This window comes from Halorussus gelatinilyticus, assembly GCF_023238445.1.
GTDB lineage: Archaea > Halobacteriota > Halobacteria > Halobacteriales > Haladaptataceae > Halorussus > Halorussus gelatinilyticus.
On sequence record NZ_CP096658.1, the window covers coordinates 3203886 to 3222819 of the forward strand.

Annotated in this window: 17 protein-coding genes; 10 read left to right on the forward strand and 7 right to left on the reverse strand. The window is 67.8% G+C overall.

Annotation, left to right across the window (positions count from 1 at the left end):
* Window positions 1-112: 112 nt before the first annotated feature.
* Complete coding sequence (locus M0R88_RS16300; RefSeq protein ID WP_248654479.1) at window positions 113-1798, forward strand: NADH-quinone oxidoreductase subunit D; 1686 nt, start codon at window positions 113-115, stop codon at window positions 1796-1798.
* A 5-nt stretch (window positions 1799-1803) separates the two neighbouring features.
* Here M0R88_RS16300 and M0R88_RS16305 read toward each other — a convergent pair whose 3' ends face one another.
* Window positions 1804-2274 carry an SHOCT domain-containing protein gene (locus M0R88_RS16305; protein ID WP_248654480.1) on the reverse strand — a complete coding sequence of 157 codons (471 nt, stop codon included), beginning with the start codon at window positions 2272-2274 and terminating at the stop codon, window positions 1804-1806.
* 125 nt (window positions 2275-2399) lie between these two features.
* Between M0R88_RS16305 and M0R88_RS16310 the strand changes: the two genes are divergently transcribed.
* The gene (locus M0R88_RS16310; protein WP_248654481.1) at window positions 2400-3365 is read left to right on the forward strand and encodes a TIGR03557 family F420-dependent LLM class oxidoreductase; all 966 of its coding nucleotides are present in this window, start codon (window positions 2400-2402) and stop codon (window positions 3363-3365) included.
* 21 nt (window positions 3366-3386) lie between these two features.
* Here the strand turns inward: M0R88_RS16310 and M0R88_RS16315 are convergent, their stop codons facing one another.
* Window positions 3387-3845, reverse strand: coding sequence for a VOC family protein (locus M0R88_RS16315; protein WP_248654482.1), 459 nt, complete (start codon window positions 3843-3845; stop codon window positions 3387-3389).
* Window positions 3846-3995: 150 nt separating this feature from the next.
* On the opposite strand from M0R88_RS16315, the gene M0R88_RS16320 reads away from it, so the two are divergent.
* From M0R88_RS16320 to idsA3, 3 genes are all read left to right on the forward strand, one after another.
* Window positions 3996-4982: a DUF4349 domain-containing protein gene (locus tag M0R88_RS16320; RefSeq protein WP_248654483.1), complete on the forward strand. Its 987-nt coding sequence runs from the start codon at window positions 3996-3998 to the stop codon at window positions 4980-4982.
* A gap of 294 nt (window positions 4983-5276) precedes the next feature.
* Window positions 5277-6629, forward strand: a complete 1353-nt coding sequence (locus M0R88_RS16325; protein WP_248654484.1) for a ribonuclease J — start codon at window positions 5277-5279, stop codon at window positions 6627-6629.
* Window position 6630: 1 nt separating this feature from the next.
* Window positions 6631-7692 (forward strand): geranylfarnesyl diphosphate synthase, encoded by a 1062-nt coding sequence (gene idsA3, locus M0R88_RS16330; protein WP_248654485.1) that lies wholly within the window; start codon window positions 6631-6633, stop codon window positions 7690-7692.
* A gap of 224 nt (window positions 7693-7916) precedes the next feature.
* Here idsA3 and M0R88_RS16335 read toward each other — a convergent pair whose 3' ends face one another.
* Together M0R88_RS16335 and M0R88_RS16340 are read right to left on the reverse strand one after the other, a co-directional pair.
* Window positions 7917-8318 (reverse strand): DUF7344 domain-containing protein, encoded by a 402-nt coding sequence (locus tag M0R88_RS16335; RefSeq protein WP_248654486.1) that lies wholly within the window; start codon window positions 8316-8318, stop codon window positions 7917-7919.
* Between the two features lie 125 nt (window positions 8319-8443).
* Window positions 8444-10552, reverse strand: coding sequence for a bacterio-opsin activator domain-containing protein (locus M0R88_RS16340; RefSeq protein WP_248654487.1), 2109 nt, complete (start codon window positions 10550-10552; stop codon window positions 8444-8446).
* A 195-nt stretch (window positions 10553-10747) separates the two neighbouring features.
* Here M0R88_RS16340 and M0R88_RS16345 point away from each other — a divergent pair, with 195 nt between their 5' ends.
* The 3 genes from M0R88_RS16345 (at window position 10748) to M0R88_RS16355 (ending at window position 13909) form a co-directional block, all read left to right on the forward strand.
* Window positions 10748-12478, forward strand: a complete 1731-nt coding sequence (locus tag M0R88_RS16345) for a glutamate--tRNA ligase (protein ID WP_248654488.1) — start codon at window positions 10748-10750, stop codon at window positions 12476-12478.
* A gap of 183 nt (window positions 12479-12661) precedes the next feature.
* Complete coding sequence (locus tag M0R88_RS16350; RefSeq protein WP_248654489.1) at window positions 12662-13141, forward strand: hypothetical protein; 480 nt, start codon at window positions 12662-12664, stop codon at window positions 13139-13141.
* 90 nt (window positions 13142-13231) lie between these two features.
* A complete protein-coding gene (locus tag M0R88_RS16355; RefSeq protein ID WP_248654490.1) occupies window positions 13232-13909 on the forward strand; it encodes a hypothetical protein in 678 nt (225 codons plus the stop codon).
* Window positions 13910-13921: 12 nt separating this feature from the next.
* Here M0R88_RS16355 and M0R88_RS16360 read toward each other — a convergent pair whose 3' ends face one another.
* Together M0R88_RS16360 and M0R88_RS16365 are read right to left on the reverse strand one after the other, a co-directional pair.
* Complete coding sequence (locus M0R88_RS16360) at window positions 13922-15205, reverse strand: PQQ-binding-like beta-propeller repeat protein (protein WP_248654491.1); 1284 nt, start codon at window positions 15203-15205, stop codon at window positions 13922-13924.
* A gap of 70 nt (window positions 15206-15275) precedes the next feature.
* Window positions 15276-15434, reverse strand: coding sequence for a DUF8014 family protein (locus tag M0R88_RS16365; protein WP_248654492.1), 159 nt, complete (start codon window positions 15432-15434; stop codon window positions 15276-15278).
* Between the two features lie 99 nt (window positions 15435-15533).
* Between M0R88_RS16365 and ddfA the strand changes: the two genes are divergently transcribed.
* Window positions 15534-15821, forward strand: coding sequence for a DdfA family disk-determining factor (gene ddfA / locus M0R88_RS16370; RefSeq protein ID WP_248654493.1), 288 nt, complete (start codon window positions 15534-15536; stop codon window positions 15819-15821).
* Window positions 15822-15842: 21 nt separating this feature from the next.
* Here ddfA and M0R88_RS16375 read toward each other — a convergent pair whose 3' ends face one another.
* Window positions 15843-18341, reverse strand: a complete 2499-nt coding sequence (locus M0R88_RS16375; RefSeq protein WP_248654494.1) for a tRNA(Met) cytidine acetyltransferase TmcA domain-containing protein — start codon at window positions 18339-18341, stop codon at window positions 15843-15845.
* A gap of 230 nt (window positions 18342-18571) precedes the next feature.
* On the opposite strand from M0R88_RS16375, the gene rpl7ae reads away from it, so the two are divergent.
* Window positions 18572-18934: a 50S ribosomal protein L7Ae gene (gene rpl7ae, locus M0R88_RS16380; protein ID WP_248654495.1), complete on the forward strand. Its 363-nt coding sequence runs from the start codon at window positions 18572-18574 to the stop codon at window positions 18932-18934.

Consider the following 18934-nt stretch of genomic DNA (forward strand, 5'->3'; position numbering starts at 1 on the left):
CGTTAGCACTATTGCCGTTCGGGGCCGACTTCACAGCGGGAATGGGAATGTTCACGTCACTTACTGCGACAGAGCGGCGAGCCGACGGCGACGGCGAGACGGGGTGGGCGCGATGAGCGAAGCGCCCGAGCGCGACGCGTCCGGGACCGACGCCGATGTCGAAGCGCCGGCGAAACGCGGCGTCGATTACGACCGGCTCGAAGCCCTGCTCGGTGACCACGTCATCGGGCGCGAGACCCATCTGAACGCCGAGGGGTTCGTCGTGCGCCCGGACGCCGTCGAGTCGGTCCTCCGGACGCTCAAGGACGAGGCCGGGTTCGACCACCTCTCGCTGTTGACCGCGCAGGACTACGAAGACCGCTACGAGAGCATCTATCACCTCACCAAGTACGACGATCGGACCCAGGAGGTCAGCGTCGTCGTCCCCACCGACCCCGAGAATCCGTGGAACGAGAGCGCGGCGTCGGTGTACAAGACCGCGGAGTGGCACGAGCGCGAGGCCTACGATTTGGTCGGCATCGAGTACGAGGGTCACCCGGACATGCGGCGCATCCTCCTACCCGAGACGTGGCAGGGCCACCCGCTGAGTTCCGACTACGCCCAGGACAAGCCCCAGGTCGTCGCCCTACAGGAACACGTCAACCCGCTCGCCGAGAGCCAAGAGGACAGCGACTCGGACACGATGTTCCTGAACATCGGGCCCCACCACCCCGCGACTCACGGCGTCCTCCACCTGAAGACGGTGCTGGACGGCGAGCAAGTCGCGGACGTGGAACCCGACATCGGCTACCTCCACCGCTGCGAGGAACAGATGTGCCAGCAGGACAACTACCGCTACCAGATAATGCCGTACCCCGACCGGTGGGACTACACCGCGAACATGCCCAACGAGTGGGCCTACGCCCGCGTGGCCGAGGACCTCGCCGACATCGACGTGCCCGAGTACGCCCAGGTCATCCGGACGATGGTGACGGAACTCGGCCGCATCATGGGCCACATGCTGGCGCTCGGCACCTTCGCGCTCGACGTGTACGGCGACTTCACGGCGATCTTCATGTACACCATCCGGGACCGCGAAATCGTCCAGAACATTCTGGAGGACCTGACCGGCCAGCGCATGATGTTCAACTACTTCCGACTGGGCGGCGTGGTCTGGGACCTCCCGGAACCCCGCGAGGAGTTCTTCGACAAGATTCGGGACTTCCTCGACGGCCTGCCCCGGCGCATCGGGGAGTACCACGACATGATGACCGAGAACGAGATCTTCCAGAAGCGGACGGTCGATACCGGCGTCATCGACGCCGAGACCGCGAAAGACTACGGCTGTACGGGACCGGTCGCTCGCGGGTCGGGCGTCGATTACGACCTGCGGCGCGACGACCCCTACGGCTACTACGACGAACTCGACTGGAACGTCGTGACCGAACCCCACGGCGACAACTACTCGCGCGTGCTGGTCCGCATGCAGGAGGTCGAGGAGTCCGCGAAGATAATCGGCCAGTGCGTCGATATTCTGGAGGACTGGCCCGAGGACGAGCGCACGATTCAGTCGAACGTGCCCCGGACGCTCAAGCCCGAGCCCGACACGGAGGTCTACAAGGCGGTCGAGGCCGCGAAGGGCGAGATGGGCGTCTACATTCGTTCGGACGGGACCTCGAAGCCGGCCAGATTCAAGATTCGGAGTCCGTGTTTCAACAACCTGCACGCGCTCGGAGAGATGTCGATAGGCGAGTACGTGCCCGACCTCGTGGCCGCGCTCGGGAGTCTGGACATCGTGCTGGGGTCGGTGGACAGGTAGCGCCGCTACCGTCCAGCCGAGTCGAGTTCCGCGTCACGGGTCGCACGACGCCCGGCCGAACGCTCGACGGAATCGGCATCGGACCGGTCGGGCGCGTCGTCGGACGCCGCCATCAGGTCGTCGAGTCGCCGCTCGAACTCGTCTCGGTCAATCTCTCCCGCGGCGTACCGCCGCTTCAGCGTCTCGACCGGACGCTCGCCGCGCGAGTCGTCCGGTCGAGTCAGCCCCGAATCGGGAGCGAACACCGCGGTCGTTGCGACGACCGGAAGGAGCAGGGTCAGGGCCGCGAACAGGAGCGCGAGCAGGTTGTAGACGATTCCGCTCTTCACTCCCGAGACGATAGCGAACACCGCGTAGAGCGAGAGCACGGCCCCGACCGCCGCCAGTCCGGCGACGCGTCGTCGCCACCGACGGCTATCGGGCGTGTATCTGGCCAGCGGTCTCGGAAGACTGGAGGCATCGACGGGCGGGTTCATGTCAAACGATGCATCTCACAGCGGTTTGAAACGCTTTCCGGTAGGCGCGGGACGGGTCGAGACGAACGGTGGGCGTCCGGAATCGAGGCCACAATAGCCTTGCCCGACCTCGCCGTGGCACCTCTATGGTCGAACTCGGCTACACCCTCTCCAGCGAAGAACACGGCCCGACCGACCTCGTGAACCACGCGGTCCGCGCCGAAGAACTCGGCTTCGACTTCGCCTCCATCTCCGACCACTTCCACCCCTGGATAGGCCAGCAGGGGCACGCGCCCTTCGCGTGGTCCACGCTCGGCGGGGTCGCCGCGGCGACCGACGACTTGGACGTGGGCGTCGGCGTGACCTGCCCGACGGTCCGCATCCATCCAGCGATTCTCGCGCAGGCCACGGCGACGATAGCGACGATGTTCGAGGAATCGGGCCAGCAGTTCTACTTCGGCGTCGGGACCGGCGAGAACCTGAACGAACACGTCTTGGGCGACCACTGGCCGCCCCACCACGTCCGCCTCGACATGCTCGAAGAGGCCGTCGAGGTGATTCGGAAGCTCTGGACCGGCGAGATGGTCAGTCACCACGGCGACCACTACACCGTCGAGAACGCGAAGCTGTTCACCCTGCCCGACGAGAATCCGCCGGTCTGCGTCTCGGCGTACGGCGACCAGACCGCGAGCCGCGCCGCGGACCTCGGCGACGGCTTCTGGTCGGTCGGCCCGCAGGACGTGGTCGAGACGTTCGAGGACGAGGGCGGTGAGGGACCGAAGTTCAGCCAGTTGACGGTCTGTTACGCCGACGACGAGGACGAGGCGGTCGAGACCGCCTACAAGTGGTGGCCCAACAGCGTCCTGCCGGGGCAACTCGCCACCGAACTCGCCACGCCGCAGTTCTTCGAGCAGGCCTGCCAGATGGTCGAGAAGGAGGACGTTCGCGAGGCCGACAGCATCGTGACCGACCCCGACCCGCAGGCCCACGTCGAGAGTATTCGGGAGTTCATCGACGCGGGGTACGACCACGTGTACGTCCACCAGGTCGGCCCGGAGCAGGAGAAGGCGATGGAGTTCTACGACGAGAACGTCCTGCCGGAGTTCCGGTGAGAGCGACCCGCGTTCGCGCCGTCACTCGGGGGCGACGACTTCGACCTTGATTCCCTCCGGGCCCTCGCAGTAGAGCGCGTAGTAGCCGCCGGCGTAGGGGTGTCGCTCCTCGAAGAGCAGACTTGCGTCGTCGCGCTCGCGGACGCCCTCGGTGAGGGTATCGACCTGCTCGCGCGACGCGGCGTGAAAGGCGAGGTGGTTGAGTCCGGCGGCCCGCCGGTCGAAGGGGTGGTCGCGCTCGTCGGCCTGCACGAGGACGACGTATGTCGGGTCGCGTATCCACGAGCGCCCGGCCGCCCAGTCGTTCTTCGGTTCGTAGCCGAGTTCGCCCAGTAACCAGTCCCAGAATCCGACGGAGGCGTCGAGGTCCGAGGCGTACAGTTCGACGTGGTGAAGCCGTCCGGCGCACTCGGGGTCGGCGTGGTCGGGGTCTGCGTGGTCATTGTCTGCCTGGTCAGTGTCTGCGTGGTCGTTGTTCACAGGGACAACTGCCCAGACCACTCACAAATTAGTTCGGTCGCCGGACGTCGCGCCGAAATCGGGCCGACTCTCCGCGCTCGCGGTCGTGAGGGTCAAACGCGCGTTTCACTCATCCGGAGGTTTACGATGGTTGGATATGACAACCGGAATATGGCACGCGATAGCGAATCAGGTGGCGACGCGCGACGGTGGGCGCTCGCGCTGGCACTCGTCTCGCTGGTCGTCCTCGCGGGGTGTTCCGGCGGCGGCGGGAGCGACGCCGCGATGCAGGCCACCTCGGGGCAGAACCTCGACGTATCGAGCGACTCGAAGGCGACCCAGCGCGCGAGCGACGGCGGCGGGGGCGGGACGAACGCCCAGAGCGACGCACTGGCGGCACAGAACCGGGCGCTGATTCGGACCGGCACGGTCGAGGTGACCGTCGAGAGCTACGACGAGGCCCGCCGGACCCTCACCCGCGAGACCGAACGACTCGGCGGGTTCGTCAGCGACTCGGCCCAACAGGTCAACCGGCGCGACAACCGGACGTGGACGAACGGGAAACTCGTCCTCCGGGTCCCGAAGGAGAACTTCTCGGCGCTCGTCGAGCGGGCCAAGGCGACCGGGGAGGTCCGCGAGGCCAGCACAAGCACGAAAGACGTGACCAAGAAGCTGGTAGACATCGAGGCGCGACTGGCGAACCTGAAGGCCCAGCGCGAGAAGTTGCGCGACCTCTACGCCGAGGCCAACGACACCGAGAACGTCCTCGAAGTCCAAAAGCGCCTCTCGGAGGTCCAGTCGGAAATCGAGCGACTCCAAGCCGAGCGCAAGTCCCTCCGGCGACAGGTCGCCTACTCGACGCTGACGGTCCGCCTGCACGAGCGCCCGCCCGAGCGGAACTCGGACCCGAACGCCGCGTGGTACGACACCGGTCTGCTCTCGGCGTTCGTCTCGTCGGCAGGCGGCGTCGTGGTCGTCGCGCGCGGACTGGCGGTCGGTGCGGCCTACGCGCTCCCGTACCTCCTCGCGTTCGGGGTCCCGGTCGTCGGGGCGGTCGCGCTCTGGCGACGGCGGCGCGCGGGCGACTCGTCGGGCGCGGACCCCCCCGACGCTCCCGAGTCGCCGGACGGCGGCGAATCGGGCGAAGACGACGACTGACGGGGTCTCCGGAGCGACGAATCCACCCGTCTCCGTCCGGTCGTTTCTCCCGGTCGGTCAATCCCGGCAGTTTTTATTACCAGGGAGCGTAAAGCCCGCATAGACCGATAGCTTGGAGACGTGGCCTCGCCACCGCGCGGTCCCACCGACGGCTGCAAGACGCCGCGGCCGGGACCGTGACGCTCCGAGCAGGTTTACGTACGTACGACGTCGTCGGCGTGGCTTTGCCACGAAAACACGGAAGACAGCGTGGCTTTGCCACGAACGGCGGCTTTGCGTACAAAAGGTGAAACTATGGAAATCGAAATTGCAACCATCGGCGGTTACGAAGAAGTCGGACGGCAGTGTACTGCCGTGCGCGCAGGCGACGACGTTGTCATCTTCGACATGGGGCTGAACCTCTCGAAGGTGCTGCTCCACGACAACGTCGAGACCGAGAAACTGCACAGCTTGGACCTCATCGACATGGGGGCCATCCCGGACGACCGCGTGATGTCGGACCTCGAAGGCGACGTGCAAGCCATCGTGCCGACCCACGGTCACTTGGACCACATCGGCGCCATCTCGAAGCTGGCCCACCGGTACAACGCACCGGTCGTCGCCACGCCCTACACCATCGAGCTGGTCAAACAGCAGATTCAGGGCGAGGAGAAGTTCGGTGTCGAGAACGACCTCGTGAAGATGGAAGCCGGTTCGACGATGTCCATCGGGGACTCCGGGAAGGTCGAGTTGGAGTTCGTCAACGTGACCCACTCCATCATCGACGCTATCAACCCCGTCCTCCACACGCCGGAGGGCGCGGTCGTCTACGGTCTCGACAAGCGCATGGACCACACCCCGGTCCTCGGCGACCCCATCGACATGAAGCGCTTCCGCGAGATCGGTCGCGAGGGCGAGGGCGTGCTGGCCTACATCGAGGACTGTACCAACGCAGGCCGGAAGGGTCGGACGCCGAGCGAGTCGGTCGCTCGCCGCCACCTGAAGGACGTGATGACCTCCGTCGAGGACTACGACGGCGGCATCGTGGCGACGACGTTCTCCAGCCACATCGCCCGCGTCAAGAGCCTCGTGGAGTACGCCCACGACATCGGCCGCGAGCCGGTTCTCCTCGGGCGCTCGATGGAGAAGTACTCCGGCACCGCGGAGCGACTCGACTTCGTAGACTTCCCCGAGGACATGGGGATGTTCGGCCACCGCAAGTCCGTGGACCGAACGTTCAAGCGAATCATGAAGGAGGGCAAGGAGAACTACCTCCCCATCGTCACGGGCCATCAGGGCGAGCCGCGTGCGATGCTCACCCGGATGGGTCGCGGCGAGACGCCCTACGAACTGGAGAACGGCGACAAGGTCATCTTCTCGGCCCGCGTCATCCCGGAGCCGACCAACGAGGGCCAGCGCTACCAGTCCGAGCGCCTCCTGAAGATGCAGGGCGCGCGCATCTACGACGACATCCACGTGTCGGGCCACCTCCGAGAGGAAGGCCACTACACGATGATAGACGCGCTCCAGCCTCAGAACATCATCCCGGCCCACCAGGACATGAAAGGGTTCGCGCCCTACGTGAGCCTCTGCGAGAGTCAGGGCTACAAACTCGGCCGGGACCTCCACGTGACGAGCAACGGGAACCTCATCCAACTCGCCGAGTAACATGAGTGACGCGAGCGCCGAGACAATGGAAGAGCAGGTGCTTGGGGCGGTCGAACAGCGGCGCGAAATCGTCAACGCCGCCATCGAGGAGGACCTCCCAGTAGACGAACCGCGGCGTCTCTACGAGGCGGTCAGATACCTGCTCGACGCGGGCGGCAAGCGCCTGCGGCCGACCGTGCTGTTGCTCGTCGCAGAGGCGTTCGCGGACGTAGACGCCGACCCCGGAAGCATCGACTATCGCGCCTTCCCCGACCGGGACGGCGACAGCGTGGACCTAATGGCCGCCGCGGTCAGCATCGAGGTCATCCAGTCGTTCACGCTCATCCACGACGACATCATGGACGACGACGACCTGCGCCGGGGCGTCCCCGCGGTCCACCGGGAGTACGACACCGAGACCGCGATTCTAGCGGGTGACACGCTCTACTCGAAGGCGTTCGAGATACTGGTGGAAGCCGACGCCGACCCCGAGCGCGTCGTGGAGGCGACGGACGTGTTGGCGACGACGTGTACCAACATCTGCGAAGGTCAGGCCCGCGACATCGCCTTCGAGGGGCGACTCGACGTCCTCCCCGACGAGTATCTGGAGATGATAAAGGACAAGACCGCGGTGCTGTACGGCGCGGCGGCGACTATCCCGGCCATCCTGCTCGGCGCGGACGACGAGACCGTCGAAGAGTTGTACCAGTACGGCATCGACGTGGGCCGGGCGTTCCAGATTCAGGACGACGTGCTCGACCTGACGGTCCCCAGCGAGAAGCTCGGCAAACAGCGCGGGAGCGACCTCGTGGAGAACAAACAGACCATCATCACGCTCCACGCCCGCGAGCAGGGCGTGGACGTGGACTCGCTGGTCGAGACCGACGATGTCGAGTCGGTCACGGAGGCCGAAATCGACGAGGCGGTCGCCCGACTCGAAGACGCCGGAAGCATCGACTACGCCAAGCAGAAGGCCCAAGAGCTTGTCACGCGCGGCAAGGACCGGCTCACGGTCCTGCCGGAGAACGAGTCGCGCGAACTGCTCGAAGGCATCGCCGACTACCTCATCGAGCGCGGGTACTGACGCGCTCGTCGAGATTTTTCTTCGCACGCTGTCGGTCGGCGAGCGCGAGGTAAAAACGAAGGGTGCGTCAGCAGGGACCGACGGAGGTGACGGGAAGCCTATGGGAGGGTGCGTCAGCGGGACCGACGGCGGTCACAGGCGGGCGGGCTTCTCGGCAGTCATCTCCGACGGCGGGCGTCACTCGATACGAGTCGGAAGGAGGGCACCGGTGAGACGGAGCGCGGTCATTCGTCCGGGAACTCCTTGTAGTGGGTGTGTTCGAGATACTCTTCGAGCGTCGGCTGTCGCCAGTAGCGAACGACGTCGCTACGCTCGTCGTACTCCACGATGTCGGCGTCGGCGAGACGGGGGAGATGAGTCTCGCGTAGCTCCTCGACGATGGTCTCGTGGAGGGAGTCCGTAATCGGCTCGTCGCCGGTCCGGGCCTCCCACATGGCCACTTCGTCGGCCAGTTTCTCGACTTCGGCGAGACCGTCCTCGGTTCCGATAAGCGTGTAGAGTGCGTATCGGCGGCGGCTCTCCGCGAGGAGGTCGAAGAGCTCGTCGAACGAGGGCGTCGTGACTGCGCGACCGTTCTGGAGGGCGTGGTCGCCCCCGGTACCCGAGCGGATAGAGTCGTGATTCATGGCGGGTGACCTCCACCCGAGAGTTGCGCCAGAGGGGACAACAAACCTATGCCTCAATACTGAGGTACGGTCGGTAGAGAGTGTCAAACGCCGAATATCAACCGTTTTAGAAGTCGAACGAACGTTCACTCACCCGACGTTTGGAGGTCCAGAAAGGTGCCGACGAGTTTCTTCTGTGCGGCCTGTAGGTGTTGGTGGAGCGTCGGCGAGGAGACGTCCAGCGACTCGGCGACCTCCGCACCGGTACTCTCGCGGGGGTACTCGTAGTAGCCCGCGAAGTACGCCGCCTGAAGCGCGGTCCGCTGTTTCTCGGTCAGGTTCTCGGCGAGCGTCTGGCGGAACTCCTGAGTCGTGTGGACCGGCCTGTCTACCTCTTGCTTGCTCACGAGTTCCGCGTCGGGGTAGGTCGTCCGGAAGTCCTCGACGACGTTCCGGACGCTCACGTCCGAGGAGGCCTCGGCGACGCACCGGACGACGCCGCCCTCGGCAGTCGCGGACGTGACGACGGTTCCGGCCTCGACCAGTTGGGTGACGCCCGACTGCGCGGAGCGAATTTCGAACAGACAGACGTCGTCGTCGTCGGTCACGAGTCGGTACTCGTCCACGGTCGGGCAGTCGTCGAGTCGGTCGGTGAGGGCGTCGGCCGACGCGCCTTCGACCGAGACGTATTCGAGCAGTTGGTCGTCCGACAGGCCGACGAGACCCTCCAGCGAGAACCGACAGTCGAGTTCGGCCGAGATACGTCCGAACCCTCGCTCGGGGTTCTCGACGCGGAACTCCAGTTCGACCGCGGTGTCCGACAGGAGCAGGTTGCGGTTCTTGACCGCGTTGATGGCGAACCCGACGATTTCGCCGAGCGTCTCCAGCGCGGTCAGTTCCCGGTCGCCGAAGGTGCCGGTGCAGGCTCCGCTGATGCCGAGGACGCCGTAGTTCGTCGTACCGTACGTCAGCGGCACGAGTACCGCCGATGACATCTCCAACTCCTCCATGAGTTCGCGCTCGCGCTCGGAGATGATGTCGGAGTCGGCCACGTCACCGACGACGACCGACTCGTCGTCACTGACGACCCGCGAGAAGGCGTTCTCGGCGTCGGTCTGGGCGCTGGTCGCCTCCACGAGTCGCTCGATCGCCTCGGGTTCGACGCCCGCCACGGCGCTCGGGGCCATCTGCTCGTCTTTCACCCACGGGCCGCCGACCCACGCGAACTGGTAGAACTCCGAGTTGGCCAGTTCCTCGCAGACGACGCGCTCTATCTCCTCACGGGTCGCGGACCCGACCAGCGACTTGAGCGTGTCGTTGATGAGGTCGTTGATGCGGGTGAGTCGCGTGAGTTCGTCGCGGCTCTCGGCGAGTCGGCGCTCGTTCTCTCGGCGCTCGGTCACGTCGCGGGCGACCCAGACGACCGCCTCGCGGCCGTCGATGGTGTCGCCGAGCGGCGCGGTCCGGCCCTCGTACCAGCGTTCGCCCCGGTCGGTCTCGGCGCAGTACTCGATGGTCTCGACGCCGCCGGTGTCGAGCGTCCGGTGGATGAGTTCGAGGAACCGGTCGGCCTGCTCGGTCGGGAAGGCGTCGTGGAGGCGCTTGCCGACCAGCCGCTCCTGTTCGACTGTCCGGAGGTCTCTGGTGGCGGGTCCCGACAGCACCTCCAGATACCGGCCGTTCTCGTCCAGCACGAAGGCCTCGTCGGGGAAAGCGTTGGTCAGTTCCCGGAGTCGGTCGCCGGTGACGCCCGACTCGGTCTCGACGCTGGCCGAGGCGACGGCGCGCTCGACGCGCTCGCGGAGCGTCTCGCCGTCGGTGTCCTTCGGCAGGTAGTCGGTCGCGCCGACGCCGAACGCCTCGCTGGCGACCGCCTCGCTCCCCGACCCGGTGTAGAAGACGAACGGGAGGTTCGGGTGGTCGTCCCGGACCGCTTCGAGCAGCGCCAGTCCGTCGTCGTCGGGCAGCGCGTACTCGCTGACGACGCAATCGACGTCGCCGTCGGACGCGAGGGCCTCGCGCGCGGCCGAGGCGGTCGGGACGGCCGACAGCGAGACCGCCTCGGCCTCCGAGAGCGCGGACGGCGGGTCGGCGTCGTCCACGTAGAGGATTCGGACGGTCCGGACCGCGGTCTGGCCGGGTCGGTCGTCGGATGCTTGCAGGTCGTCGGCGGGCCGCCCGTCGGACGCTCGCGCCTCCTCGGCGCTCCGCTCGGGGGAGTCGTCCGCCGCCCGTCCCGTCTGCTTGGATGTCACGTTCTTACAGGAGCTACGCCTCCGCGAAGGTAAGGGTCTTGGTCATCTGGTTGACTCGTCGGGGCGGCCCGGAACGTCCCGACGAGCGCGGGCGAGCACGGCCGAGCGTAGTCGAACGCGAGGCGGGAGACCGTTGACGCTCCGACCCGAGCGAATCCGGACGAGTTTTCCCGCAGACGGTCCAACTCCCCGCCAATGGACGACGAACTCCGCGAGCGAATCGAGACGGAGGCAGAGAAGCACGCGCTCGTCAACGCGGTCAAACACGAGAGCGAGGCCGACGTGGGTGCCGTGATGGGGCCGCTGATGGGCGAGAACCCCGACTTCCGCCAGCACGGCGACGAGATTCCCGGCGTCATCGGACCGGTGGTCTCGCGGGTCAACGAGTCGAGCGTCGAGGAGCGCCGCGAGCGACTCGCCGAACTCGCCCCCGACTGGTTGGAGGAAATCGAGAGCGAGGACGAAGAGGACGACCAGATTCTCCCCGACCTGCCGAACGCGGACGACTACGACCAGATTCGGATGCGCTGTGCGCCCAATCCGAACGGCCCGTGGCACATCGGCCACGCCCGGATGCCCGCGGTCATCGGCACCTACGCCGAGGAGTACGACGGCGAGTTCATTCTGCGATTCGACGACACCAACCCCGAGGCCGGAGTCGGTCGCCCGATGCTGTGGGCCTACGACGAGATTCTGGACGAAATCGACTACCTCGGATTCGAACCCGCGGAGGTCTACCGGGCGAGCGACCGCCTCGAAACCTACTACGACCACGCCCGCGACCTCATCGAGAAGGGCGGCGCGTACACCTGCTCGTGTTCCGGCGAGGAGTTCTCGGACATGAAGAACTCCGCGGAGGCCTGCCCGCACCGCGACAAGGACCCCGAGACGACCATGGCGGAGTTCGAGGCGATGGTGGACGGCGAGTACGAGTCCGGCGAGATGGTCCTCCGGGTCAAGACCGACATCGAACACAAGAACCCGGCCCTGCGCGACTGGGTGGGCTTCCGCATCATCGACACGCCACACCCCCGCGAGGAGGCCGAGGAGTACCGCTGTTGGCCGATGCTCGACTTCCAGTCGGGCGTGGACGACCACCTCACGGGCGTCACCCACATCATCCGGGGCATCGACCTGCAGGACTCGGCGAAGCGCCAGCAGTTCGTCTACGACTACTTCGACTGGGAGTACCCAGAGGTCATCCACTGGGGTCACGTGCAGGTGGACGCCTACGACGTGAAGATGTCCACCTCCACGATTCGGGAACTCATCGAGGACGGCGAGTTGGACGGCTGGGACGACCCGCGCGCCCCCACGATTCCGAGCGTCCGGCGTCGCGGGATTCGGGGCGAGGCCATCGTGGACGCGATGGTCGAACTCGGCACCTCGACCAGCAACGTGGACTTGGCGATGAGTACGGTCTACTCGAACAACCGCGAGCGCATCGACGACGACGCGAACCGCTACTTCTTCGTCCGGGAGGACCACGCCGACTTCACGCTCGCGGGCGACCACCCCGAGACGGCACACCCGCCGGTCCACCCCGAACACGAGGACCGCGGCACCCGAGACATCGACGCTGGAACGCGCGTCCGCGTCGAGGAACCGGACGCGCCCGACGACGGCGAGCGTATCTGGCTCAAGGGCTTCGGCTGCTTCCGCCGCGAGGACGACGAACTGACCTACGTCGGCGACGACATCGCCGCGGTCCGCGAGGAAGGCGTGGACGTCATCCACTGGGTCCCGGCCGACACCGCGGTCCTGACCCGGATGCGAACGCCCGACGGCGACGTGACGGGCTACGCCGAACCGGGCTTCCGGGAGACCGACGAGGACGAGATGGTGCAGTTCGAGCGCGTCGGCTTCGTCCGCGTGGACGACCACGAGGAACACGACGAGAGCGTGGCGTACTTCGCTCACGAGTAGTCTCTCGAATCTTCTTTCGAGGTTCTCGATTCACTGCGAGGCGTTCGACGCCACTGATACTCGACTGCAACCGAGACCCGACCGCCATCGAGACCCGACCACCACGAGAACCCCGAGCGACCCACACCGACCGAGCGACGGGGAAACAGAAAGCTCACGTAGTTCTACGGAAACGGCCCGTTCATGCGCCGCGCCCTCCTCGCCCTCGCGCTCGCCGCGCTCCTCGCGTCCGCTGGCTGTTCGTCGCTCGCGTCGCAGTCCGACGCCCCCGCCACTCCCGACGAGCCGTCGGTCTTCCGGAGCGTCAGCGTGAACAATTACGACAATCAGAGCCACACCGTCGAGGTGGTCGTCCTGCACGAGGGCACCGTCGTCCACTGGACGACGCGCCACGTCGCGGGCAAGACCGAGAACGAGACGCTCGGGACCGTGGTCCACGGCGCGGACGTTCACCCGCCCGAAATCGAGAACACCACGCGCCGGTACACAGTCCTCGTGCGCCTCGATAACCGAAGCTCCGGCGAGCGGTACCGCCTCTCGGCCGACCAGCTATCGGAGTGCTACAGCGTCGGCGCGGCGATTCGGGACGGCGAACTCGACGGGCCGGTCGTCCACCACTGGAACGACGACCTGTACGATTACTGTGCGGACCCCGAGGCGTAGCCGACCCGGCGTAGCCGTCTTACAGACTGCCGTGGCGTCGAATCGCCGTGCGTCCACAAGACTCACCCGGTCCTGTCGGTTCTCCGTCGTATGGGCCGACTCGTCGTGAATCTCGCCGCCCTCGTCGTCTCCCCAGCGCTGGTCGTCACCGGCTTCGTCGCCGGGATTCGTCGCCTACTCCGCGGGCGACTCGCCGAGCGAACGAGTCCCGGCGACCGGACCGCCCTCCTCGTCATCGCGCTCGGACTCTACTTCCTCGGCCATCCGCTCTATCCCGCGCTGGTCCCGCTCATCAGGGCGTCTACCCCGTGGTTGTTCGCCGTCGGCGGCGCGTACTTCACCCTCGGCGCGGTGGCGTTCGTCGCCGCCCGCGCCCGGCGGTTCTCCGCGTTCGGGGCGCACGTCGCCGCCCTGCTCGCCGTCGTCGTCGCCGTCCTCGCCGCGAACGGAACGGACGTCGGCGCGGTCGTCCGTCTCGCCGGCGCGAACGACCTCGGTCCGTCGCTGTACGTGTCGATTTCGATGGCACTGCTGTTCGCGTTCGGGTACGACGACCGCGACGACCGCGACGACCGGGCGTCCGTCCGGCTACTGATTGTCGCCTTCGCGTCGTTCGCGTTGGTCTTCGCCAACTCGATTCCGCTGACCGAGCGCGTCCTCGGCCCGGTCGGTCTGTTCTTCGTCGTCTTCGGGTTCATCGGCGTCCTGCTCGGGATACCGACCTACCTCCTCGGGCGCGCTATCGGGGCCGCCGTCGAGGAGTCGTGACCGACGCCGACGCTACGACCGACCGATAGCGTACACCGAGTCGCCGACTGGCGTGTACAGGCGGCCATCGACCGCGAGTGGTGCCACGCCGACCAGTCCGTCGTCGTAGGGACCGAGCCGAAACCGCTCCTCGCCGGTGACCGCGTCGAGCGCGAGCAGCGTCACCTGTTCGGGCACGACGAGGGTGTCCCCGACCAGAATCGGGTACCGCTGGGGGTCCTCGAACGGGATTCGGGCCTCGTCGTAGCGCCACCGCTCCGCGCCGGTCGCGGCGTCGAGCGCGACCGCGGTCGAGAGGTTGGCGAGGTACACCGTGTCGTCGTCCACGACCGGCGCGTGGCCGGTGTCGGTGTTCCCTCCTTCGAGCGAGTGCGACCAGCGGACGGTCCCGTCGGCGGCGTCGAGAGCGTACAGTTCGTGGGGTCCCGTTCCGAAGTACACCCGGCCGTCCGCGGCAGTCAGGTTGGGTTCGCCGCCGCCCAAGCCGAAGAAGCGCGCGAGGCGGCCGCCCGTGCCGACGCCGTAGCCGGTCACGCCGCGCTTCCAGCGGCGCTCGCCGCCGTCGGCGTCGAACGCTTGGAGGAACCACGTGCCGGTGAACGACTCCTGCTCGTCCCGGTAGCGACCGGAGAACAGGGTGCCGTCGGCGTACGCCAGCGGCGGATTCCCCGCCAGCGCGACGGGCCGTCGCCACCGCGTTCGGCCCGTCGCGGCGTCGAGCGCGACCAGTCGTTGACCCTCGGGGAGCGTCGCCACGACGTAGAGCCTATCTTCGACCGGCAGGACCGCGCCGAGGTTCGTGTTGGTCTCGAACTCCCAGCGGGCCTCGCCGCCGTCCGCGGGGTAGGCGGCCAGCACGTCGTTCGCGTCGTCGCGGTCCCACGCGACGAACGCGCAGTCGCCGTCGGTGACGACTCTGCCGACGCGGAAGGGCACCTCCTCGCCGTCGGCGTTCGTAGTCGTCCTGCTTCGGGTCCACACCACCGACCCCTCCTCGGCGTCGATGGCGTACAGCTCCGTCTCGCTCGGCACGAACAGCGTGCCGTCCGCGAACACCGGTCGTCGGCGGAACAGGCCGTCGATGTCGGTTTCGAGGTCCCACCCGGAGACGAGGCCGACGTCCGAGAGCGTGCCGTCGGGGAGATAACCGGTGTGGCCGGGGTCTCGCTGAACCGTCGCCCACGCCGTCGCGCCGTCGCCGCCGATGCCGAGGGCCGCGCCGCATCCGCCGAGGGGCGTCGCGCCGCAGACCGCGAGAAACTGTCGTCTCGACGTTCGGGGACCGCGTTCGCTCATGTGGTAGCCACGACGACACGTCAGATAACGGTTATGCCGGGGCCTTGGACGACCGTCCCCGTCCGAGCGCTCACGGCCAGTCGTCGCCGTCCTCGATGGGGTCGGCGACCACGCCGTCCCGCCGGCCCAGCACGCGGGCGTGGGCCGCACAGACCACGCGGTCGTCCGCCCACGGGACGTGGAGCCTGACGGCCGCGGTGTTCCCGCAGTCGGACTCGGTACACTCCATCGGTGACACGTACGGGACTAGTTCACAAACATCTGTCCCCGTTAAAAATGACTCAGTGGTGAACCACGCGACTCACTTCCCGGTGTAGAGTAGTACTACGTGAACGACCCCGACGCCACGTACACCAGCGAGAGCGCATGGCGGCACCGCACCACCGAGCGAACACCGAGCGAAGCGGTCGTGCTGGCCGTCGCGGACGCCCGGAACTGTGACCCCGTCGAACTCCCGCCGCTGAACGACACGCTCGACCCCGACGCCCTCGACGCGCTGTTCGCCGAGACGGTCGCGGGCCGTCCGCGCACCGGCGGTCGCATCACCTTCGAGTACGACGACTGCACCGTCGCCGTGTTCGGGTCCGGCGAGGTACTCGTGAAGGTGGACGACTGAGCAGTTGGGATTCGCTACTCGCTACTCTCGTTCCGCGTAGCGTCGCTTCTCCTCCATCGCCGCGTCGTCGCCGTAGCGGTCCACCAGCGGTTCGTAGGCGTCGCCGAGCGCACGCATGCACTGGCCCGCCGAGTGGAACCCCAGTTCGTCGGCCACTCTAGGCCACGGGTGGCCCTGCAACACCTTCCGGACGAGGAGGCGCTCCTCGCGGGCCGAGAGCGAATCCGCGTCGTCGCCCGCGTCCACGAAGTACCGGAGCGCGACCCGGCGGAAGGGCCGCGGCGCGGCGTCGTAGAGCCCGGGCCCGTACGCGCTGGCCGCGACCGCCCGCCAGTCCCACGCCGAGAGGTCGAGTTCGACCCGCGCATCGACCGACCGGAGGAGTTCGCGGACCACGTCGGGGTCGGCGTCCCGGAGCGGGTCGGCCAGCATCGAGGCGACTCGGGAGGCGAACCACGCGGCGTGGCGGTCGTGGAGGTCCGCCCCGTCCTCGCTCAGCGGGTCGAGCATGAGCGCGGAGTACTCGCCGCTAGTGTCGTTTCTGGTGGTCGAGAGCTGAACGGTCCGGTAGCCGTTCGCGCGCCAGAACCGCAGGAGGTCGGGAGTCGCGCCGTAGCCGACGCCGAGCCAGTCGAGTTCGCCCTCGAACTCCCGGCGAATCTCCCCGAGGAGCCGCGAGCCGAGACCCCGCGACCGGACGGCGTGGTGGGTGGCGATGCGCATGACGCGCCGCCCGACCGGAATTCCGGCAGCCTCGTCGCGGAGTTGGGAGGTCAGCACGTCGGGGAGCATGTTGCCCCGCACGCGACCGCCTTCGTACATGTGTTCGCGCACGTCCGCGGGCAGACCGCCCTCGCGCGCGAGCAGGGCGACCGCGACGACGTGGTTTCGACCGGTCTCGTCGTCGGTGTGGCCGGTTCCCTCGCAGGTCTGCCCGGTCTCCTCGTCGGTTCGCCCGGTCGCACCGCCCTCCCGCACGAGCGCCCGAACCGTCAGGTTCGGCGCGTCCAGCAGTCGCGCGAGGTCGTCTGGTTCGGTCCGATAGTGGGCCAGCACGAGCAGGCCGAACACCTCCCGGAGCAGGGTCTCGTCGGCGAGCAGGTCCTCGGCCGAGAGGGTGCGATAGGCGACCGACTCGGGGTCCGCGTCGGCGACCGCCGCGTCCACGGGCGGCCGGGCGTCGAGCAGGAGCGCGCGGAAGGCCCAGACCTCCACGGGGTCGCCCGCGGCGTAGCGGATGGGGTCGGCGAGACTCGCCTCCACGACCTCGTGGTCGCTCTCGGCGAGGCGGTCGCGGAATCGGACCGAGAACCCCCGGCCCGCGCCCTCGTAGCCGTGAATCGTCGTCGTGAACGCGACCTTTGAGGCGGCCAAGAAGCGTTCGAGCAGTCGGACCGAGAGCGCGGCCGCCTCGTCCACGAACACGGCGTCCGGGGAACGGGAGGCGTCCGGGGTAGTCGGCGATTCCGGCGTGCCGGAATCGCCGGCTAGCGAATTCGCGGCCTCGGTCGGGGGCGCGAACCGGACTCGGCCGCCGCTCGGGCGGTCGGCGTCTTCGCGCTCGCCCGACTCGCCCACGACTCGAACCTCGCGCGGCGGGTCGCGGTCGGTCTCGATTTCGACCCCGAGCGTCTCGAGCAGCGCGGCCGCGCGGACGAACACCTCCCGACAGCTCCGGTACTCCGGGGCCGTGACCAGCACGTCCGCGCCCTCGGCCGCCAGACTCCCGGCCGCGATGCCCGCCGCGCTGGACTTGCCGCGGCCGCGGTCGGCCTCCACGACGACCGCGGTCTGCTCCGGGTCGGCGCGCTGGTCGCCGGGGTCGCCTCCCGCGCCACCGTCTCGAAGCGCCTCCAACTCCCGAACCACGTTCATCTGGTCGCCGGTGAGACAGGCGTCGTAGGCCGCGTCGGGGAAGTCGCGGTCGGCGGGCGGGTCGCCCCGTCCGTCGTCCGCGGTCGCGAGCCTCGGCGCGGGGTGGGTCAGTCCGTCGCGCTCGACACGGACGCCGAGTTCGGCGTCCACCCCGGTCCCGTGGTCGGTCACTTCGACCACCGCGATACCGGGGTGGTCGCGCAGGGTCTCGGCGAAGCGCCGCCGGAAGTTGCCCGTCACGTCCGCCACCTCGTCGGGCGGAACCGCCAGCGTCCGGTCGAAGTCGGTCCGCTGGTCGGGCCACGAGTCAAGTGACGGCGCGAGCAGGACGAGCAGGCCGCCGCCGTCCACCGCGCCCACGACCCGGCCGAGCGCGTTCGGCCGAAAGTCGGCGTGCGCGTCGAACACCACGCAGTCGCGGGTGGTCCCGAGCAGGCGGTCGGCGCGTTCGGGGCCGACCCGCTCGCATCCGAGACTGCCCGTGCCGACAAGCGTCGTCGCCTCGCGGTCGATTCCGGCCGCGTCGAGCGCGGCGTCCGCGGCCGCGTAGCAGGCGTCGCGGTCGCCCGTGAGGACGAGCAGTCGGCGTTCGTCGGTCGCGCGGGCCTCCTCGCGGAGCGCGGCGGCGACCGATTCGAGAGTCATGTCCGAGCGTTGGCGCGAGTCGGGTAAGGGAATTTCGCACCGCGCTCCGACCGCCGTCTGCTCGGAGTTGCGTGTGTTCGTTTCGCACGCCGTCGCCGCATTTGAAAGCGCTTTTAAGGGGTGACGAACTACGCAAGGATACGACCTGCGCGCGGTTGATGATGCTCCTAGCCGCACAGGATACGCCCGGCAGGGGAGCCTGAGCCGACGTGCAGGGAGGTGAACAACCTATGCCAGTGTACGTAAACTTCGACGTCCCAGCCGACCTCCAAGACCGCGCCGTCGAGGCGCTCGAGGTCGCACGAGACACCGGAACCGTCAAGAAAGGAACCAACGAGACGACCAAGGCGGTCGAGCGCGGTAACGCCGACCTCGTCTACATCGCCGAAGACGTCCAGCCGGAGGAGATCGTCATGCACCTGCCGGAACTCGCCGACGAGAAGGGCATCCCCTTCATCTTCGTCGAGACGCAGGACGACATCGGTCACGCCGCCGGACTCGAAGTCGGGAGCGCCGCCGCGGCGGTCACCGACGCCGGCGAGGCCGAAGACGACGTCGAGGACATCGCCGACAAGGTCGAGGAACTTCGCTGA

Coding starts and splice junctions, on each gene's coding strand:
- M0R88_RS16300 (WP_248654479.1), top strand. CDS start 113: ATGAGCGAAGCGCCCGAGCGCGACGCGTCCGGGACCGACGCCGATGTC.
- M0R88_RS16305 (WP_248654480.1), bottom strand. CDS start 2,274: ATGAACCCGCCCGTCGATGCCTCCAGTCTTCCGAGACCGCTGGCCAGA.
- M0R88_RS16310 (WP_248654481.1), top strand. CDS start 2,400: ATGGTCGAACTCGGCTACACCCTCTCCAGCGAAGAACACGGCCCGACC.
- M0R88_RS16320 (WP_248654483.1), top strand. CDS start 3,996: ATGGCACGCGATAGCGAATCAGGTGGCGACGCGCGACGGTGGGCGCTC.
- M0R88_RS16325 (WP_248654484.1), top strand. CDS start 5,277: ATGGAAATCGAAATTGCAACCATCGGCGGTTACGAAGAAGTCGGACGG.
- idsA3 (WP_248654485.1), top strand. CDS start 6,631: ATGAGTGACGCGAGCGCCGAGACAATGGAAGAGCAGGTGCTTGGGGCG.
- M0R88_RS16335 (WP_248654486.1), bottom strand. CDS start 8,318: ATGAATCACGACTCTATCCGCTCGGGTACCGGGGGCGACCACGCCCTC.
- M0R88_RS16345 (WP_248654488.1), top strand. CDS start 10,748: ATGGACGACGAACTCCGCGAGCGAATCGAGACGGAGGCAGAGAAGCAC.
- M0R88_RS16350 (WP_248654489.1), top strand. CDS start 12,662: ATGCGCCGCGCCCTCCTCGCCCTCGCGCTCGCCGCGCTCCTCGCGTCC.
- M0R88_RS16355 (WP_248654490.1), top strand. CDS start 13,232: ATGGGCCGACTCGTCGTGAATCTCGCCGCCCTCGTCGTCTCCCCAGCG.
- M0R88_RS16360 (WP_248654491.1), bottom strand. CDS start 15,205: ATGAGCGAACGCGGTCCCCGAACGTCGAGACGACAGTTTCTCGCGGTC.
- M0R88_RS16365 (WP_248654492.1), bottom strand. CDS start 15,434: ATGGAGTGTACCGAGTCCGACTGCGGGAACACCGCGGCCGTCAGGCTC.
- M0R88_RS16375 (WP_248654494.1), bottom strand. CDS start 18,341: ATGACTCTCGAATCGGTCGCCGCCGCGCTCCGCGAGGAGGCCCGCGCG.
- rpl7ae (WP_248654495.1), top strand. CDS start 18,572: ATGCCAGTGTACGTAAACTTCGACGTCCCAGCCGACCTCCAAGACCGC.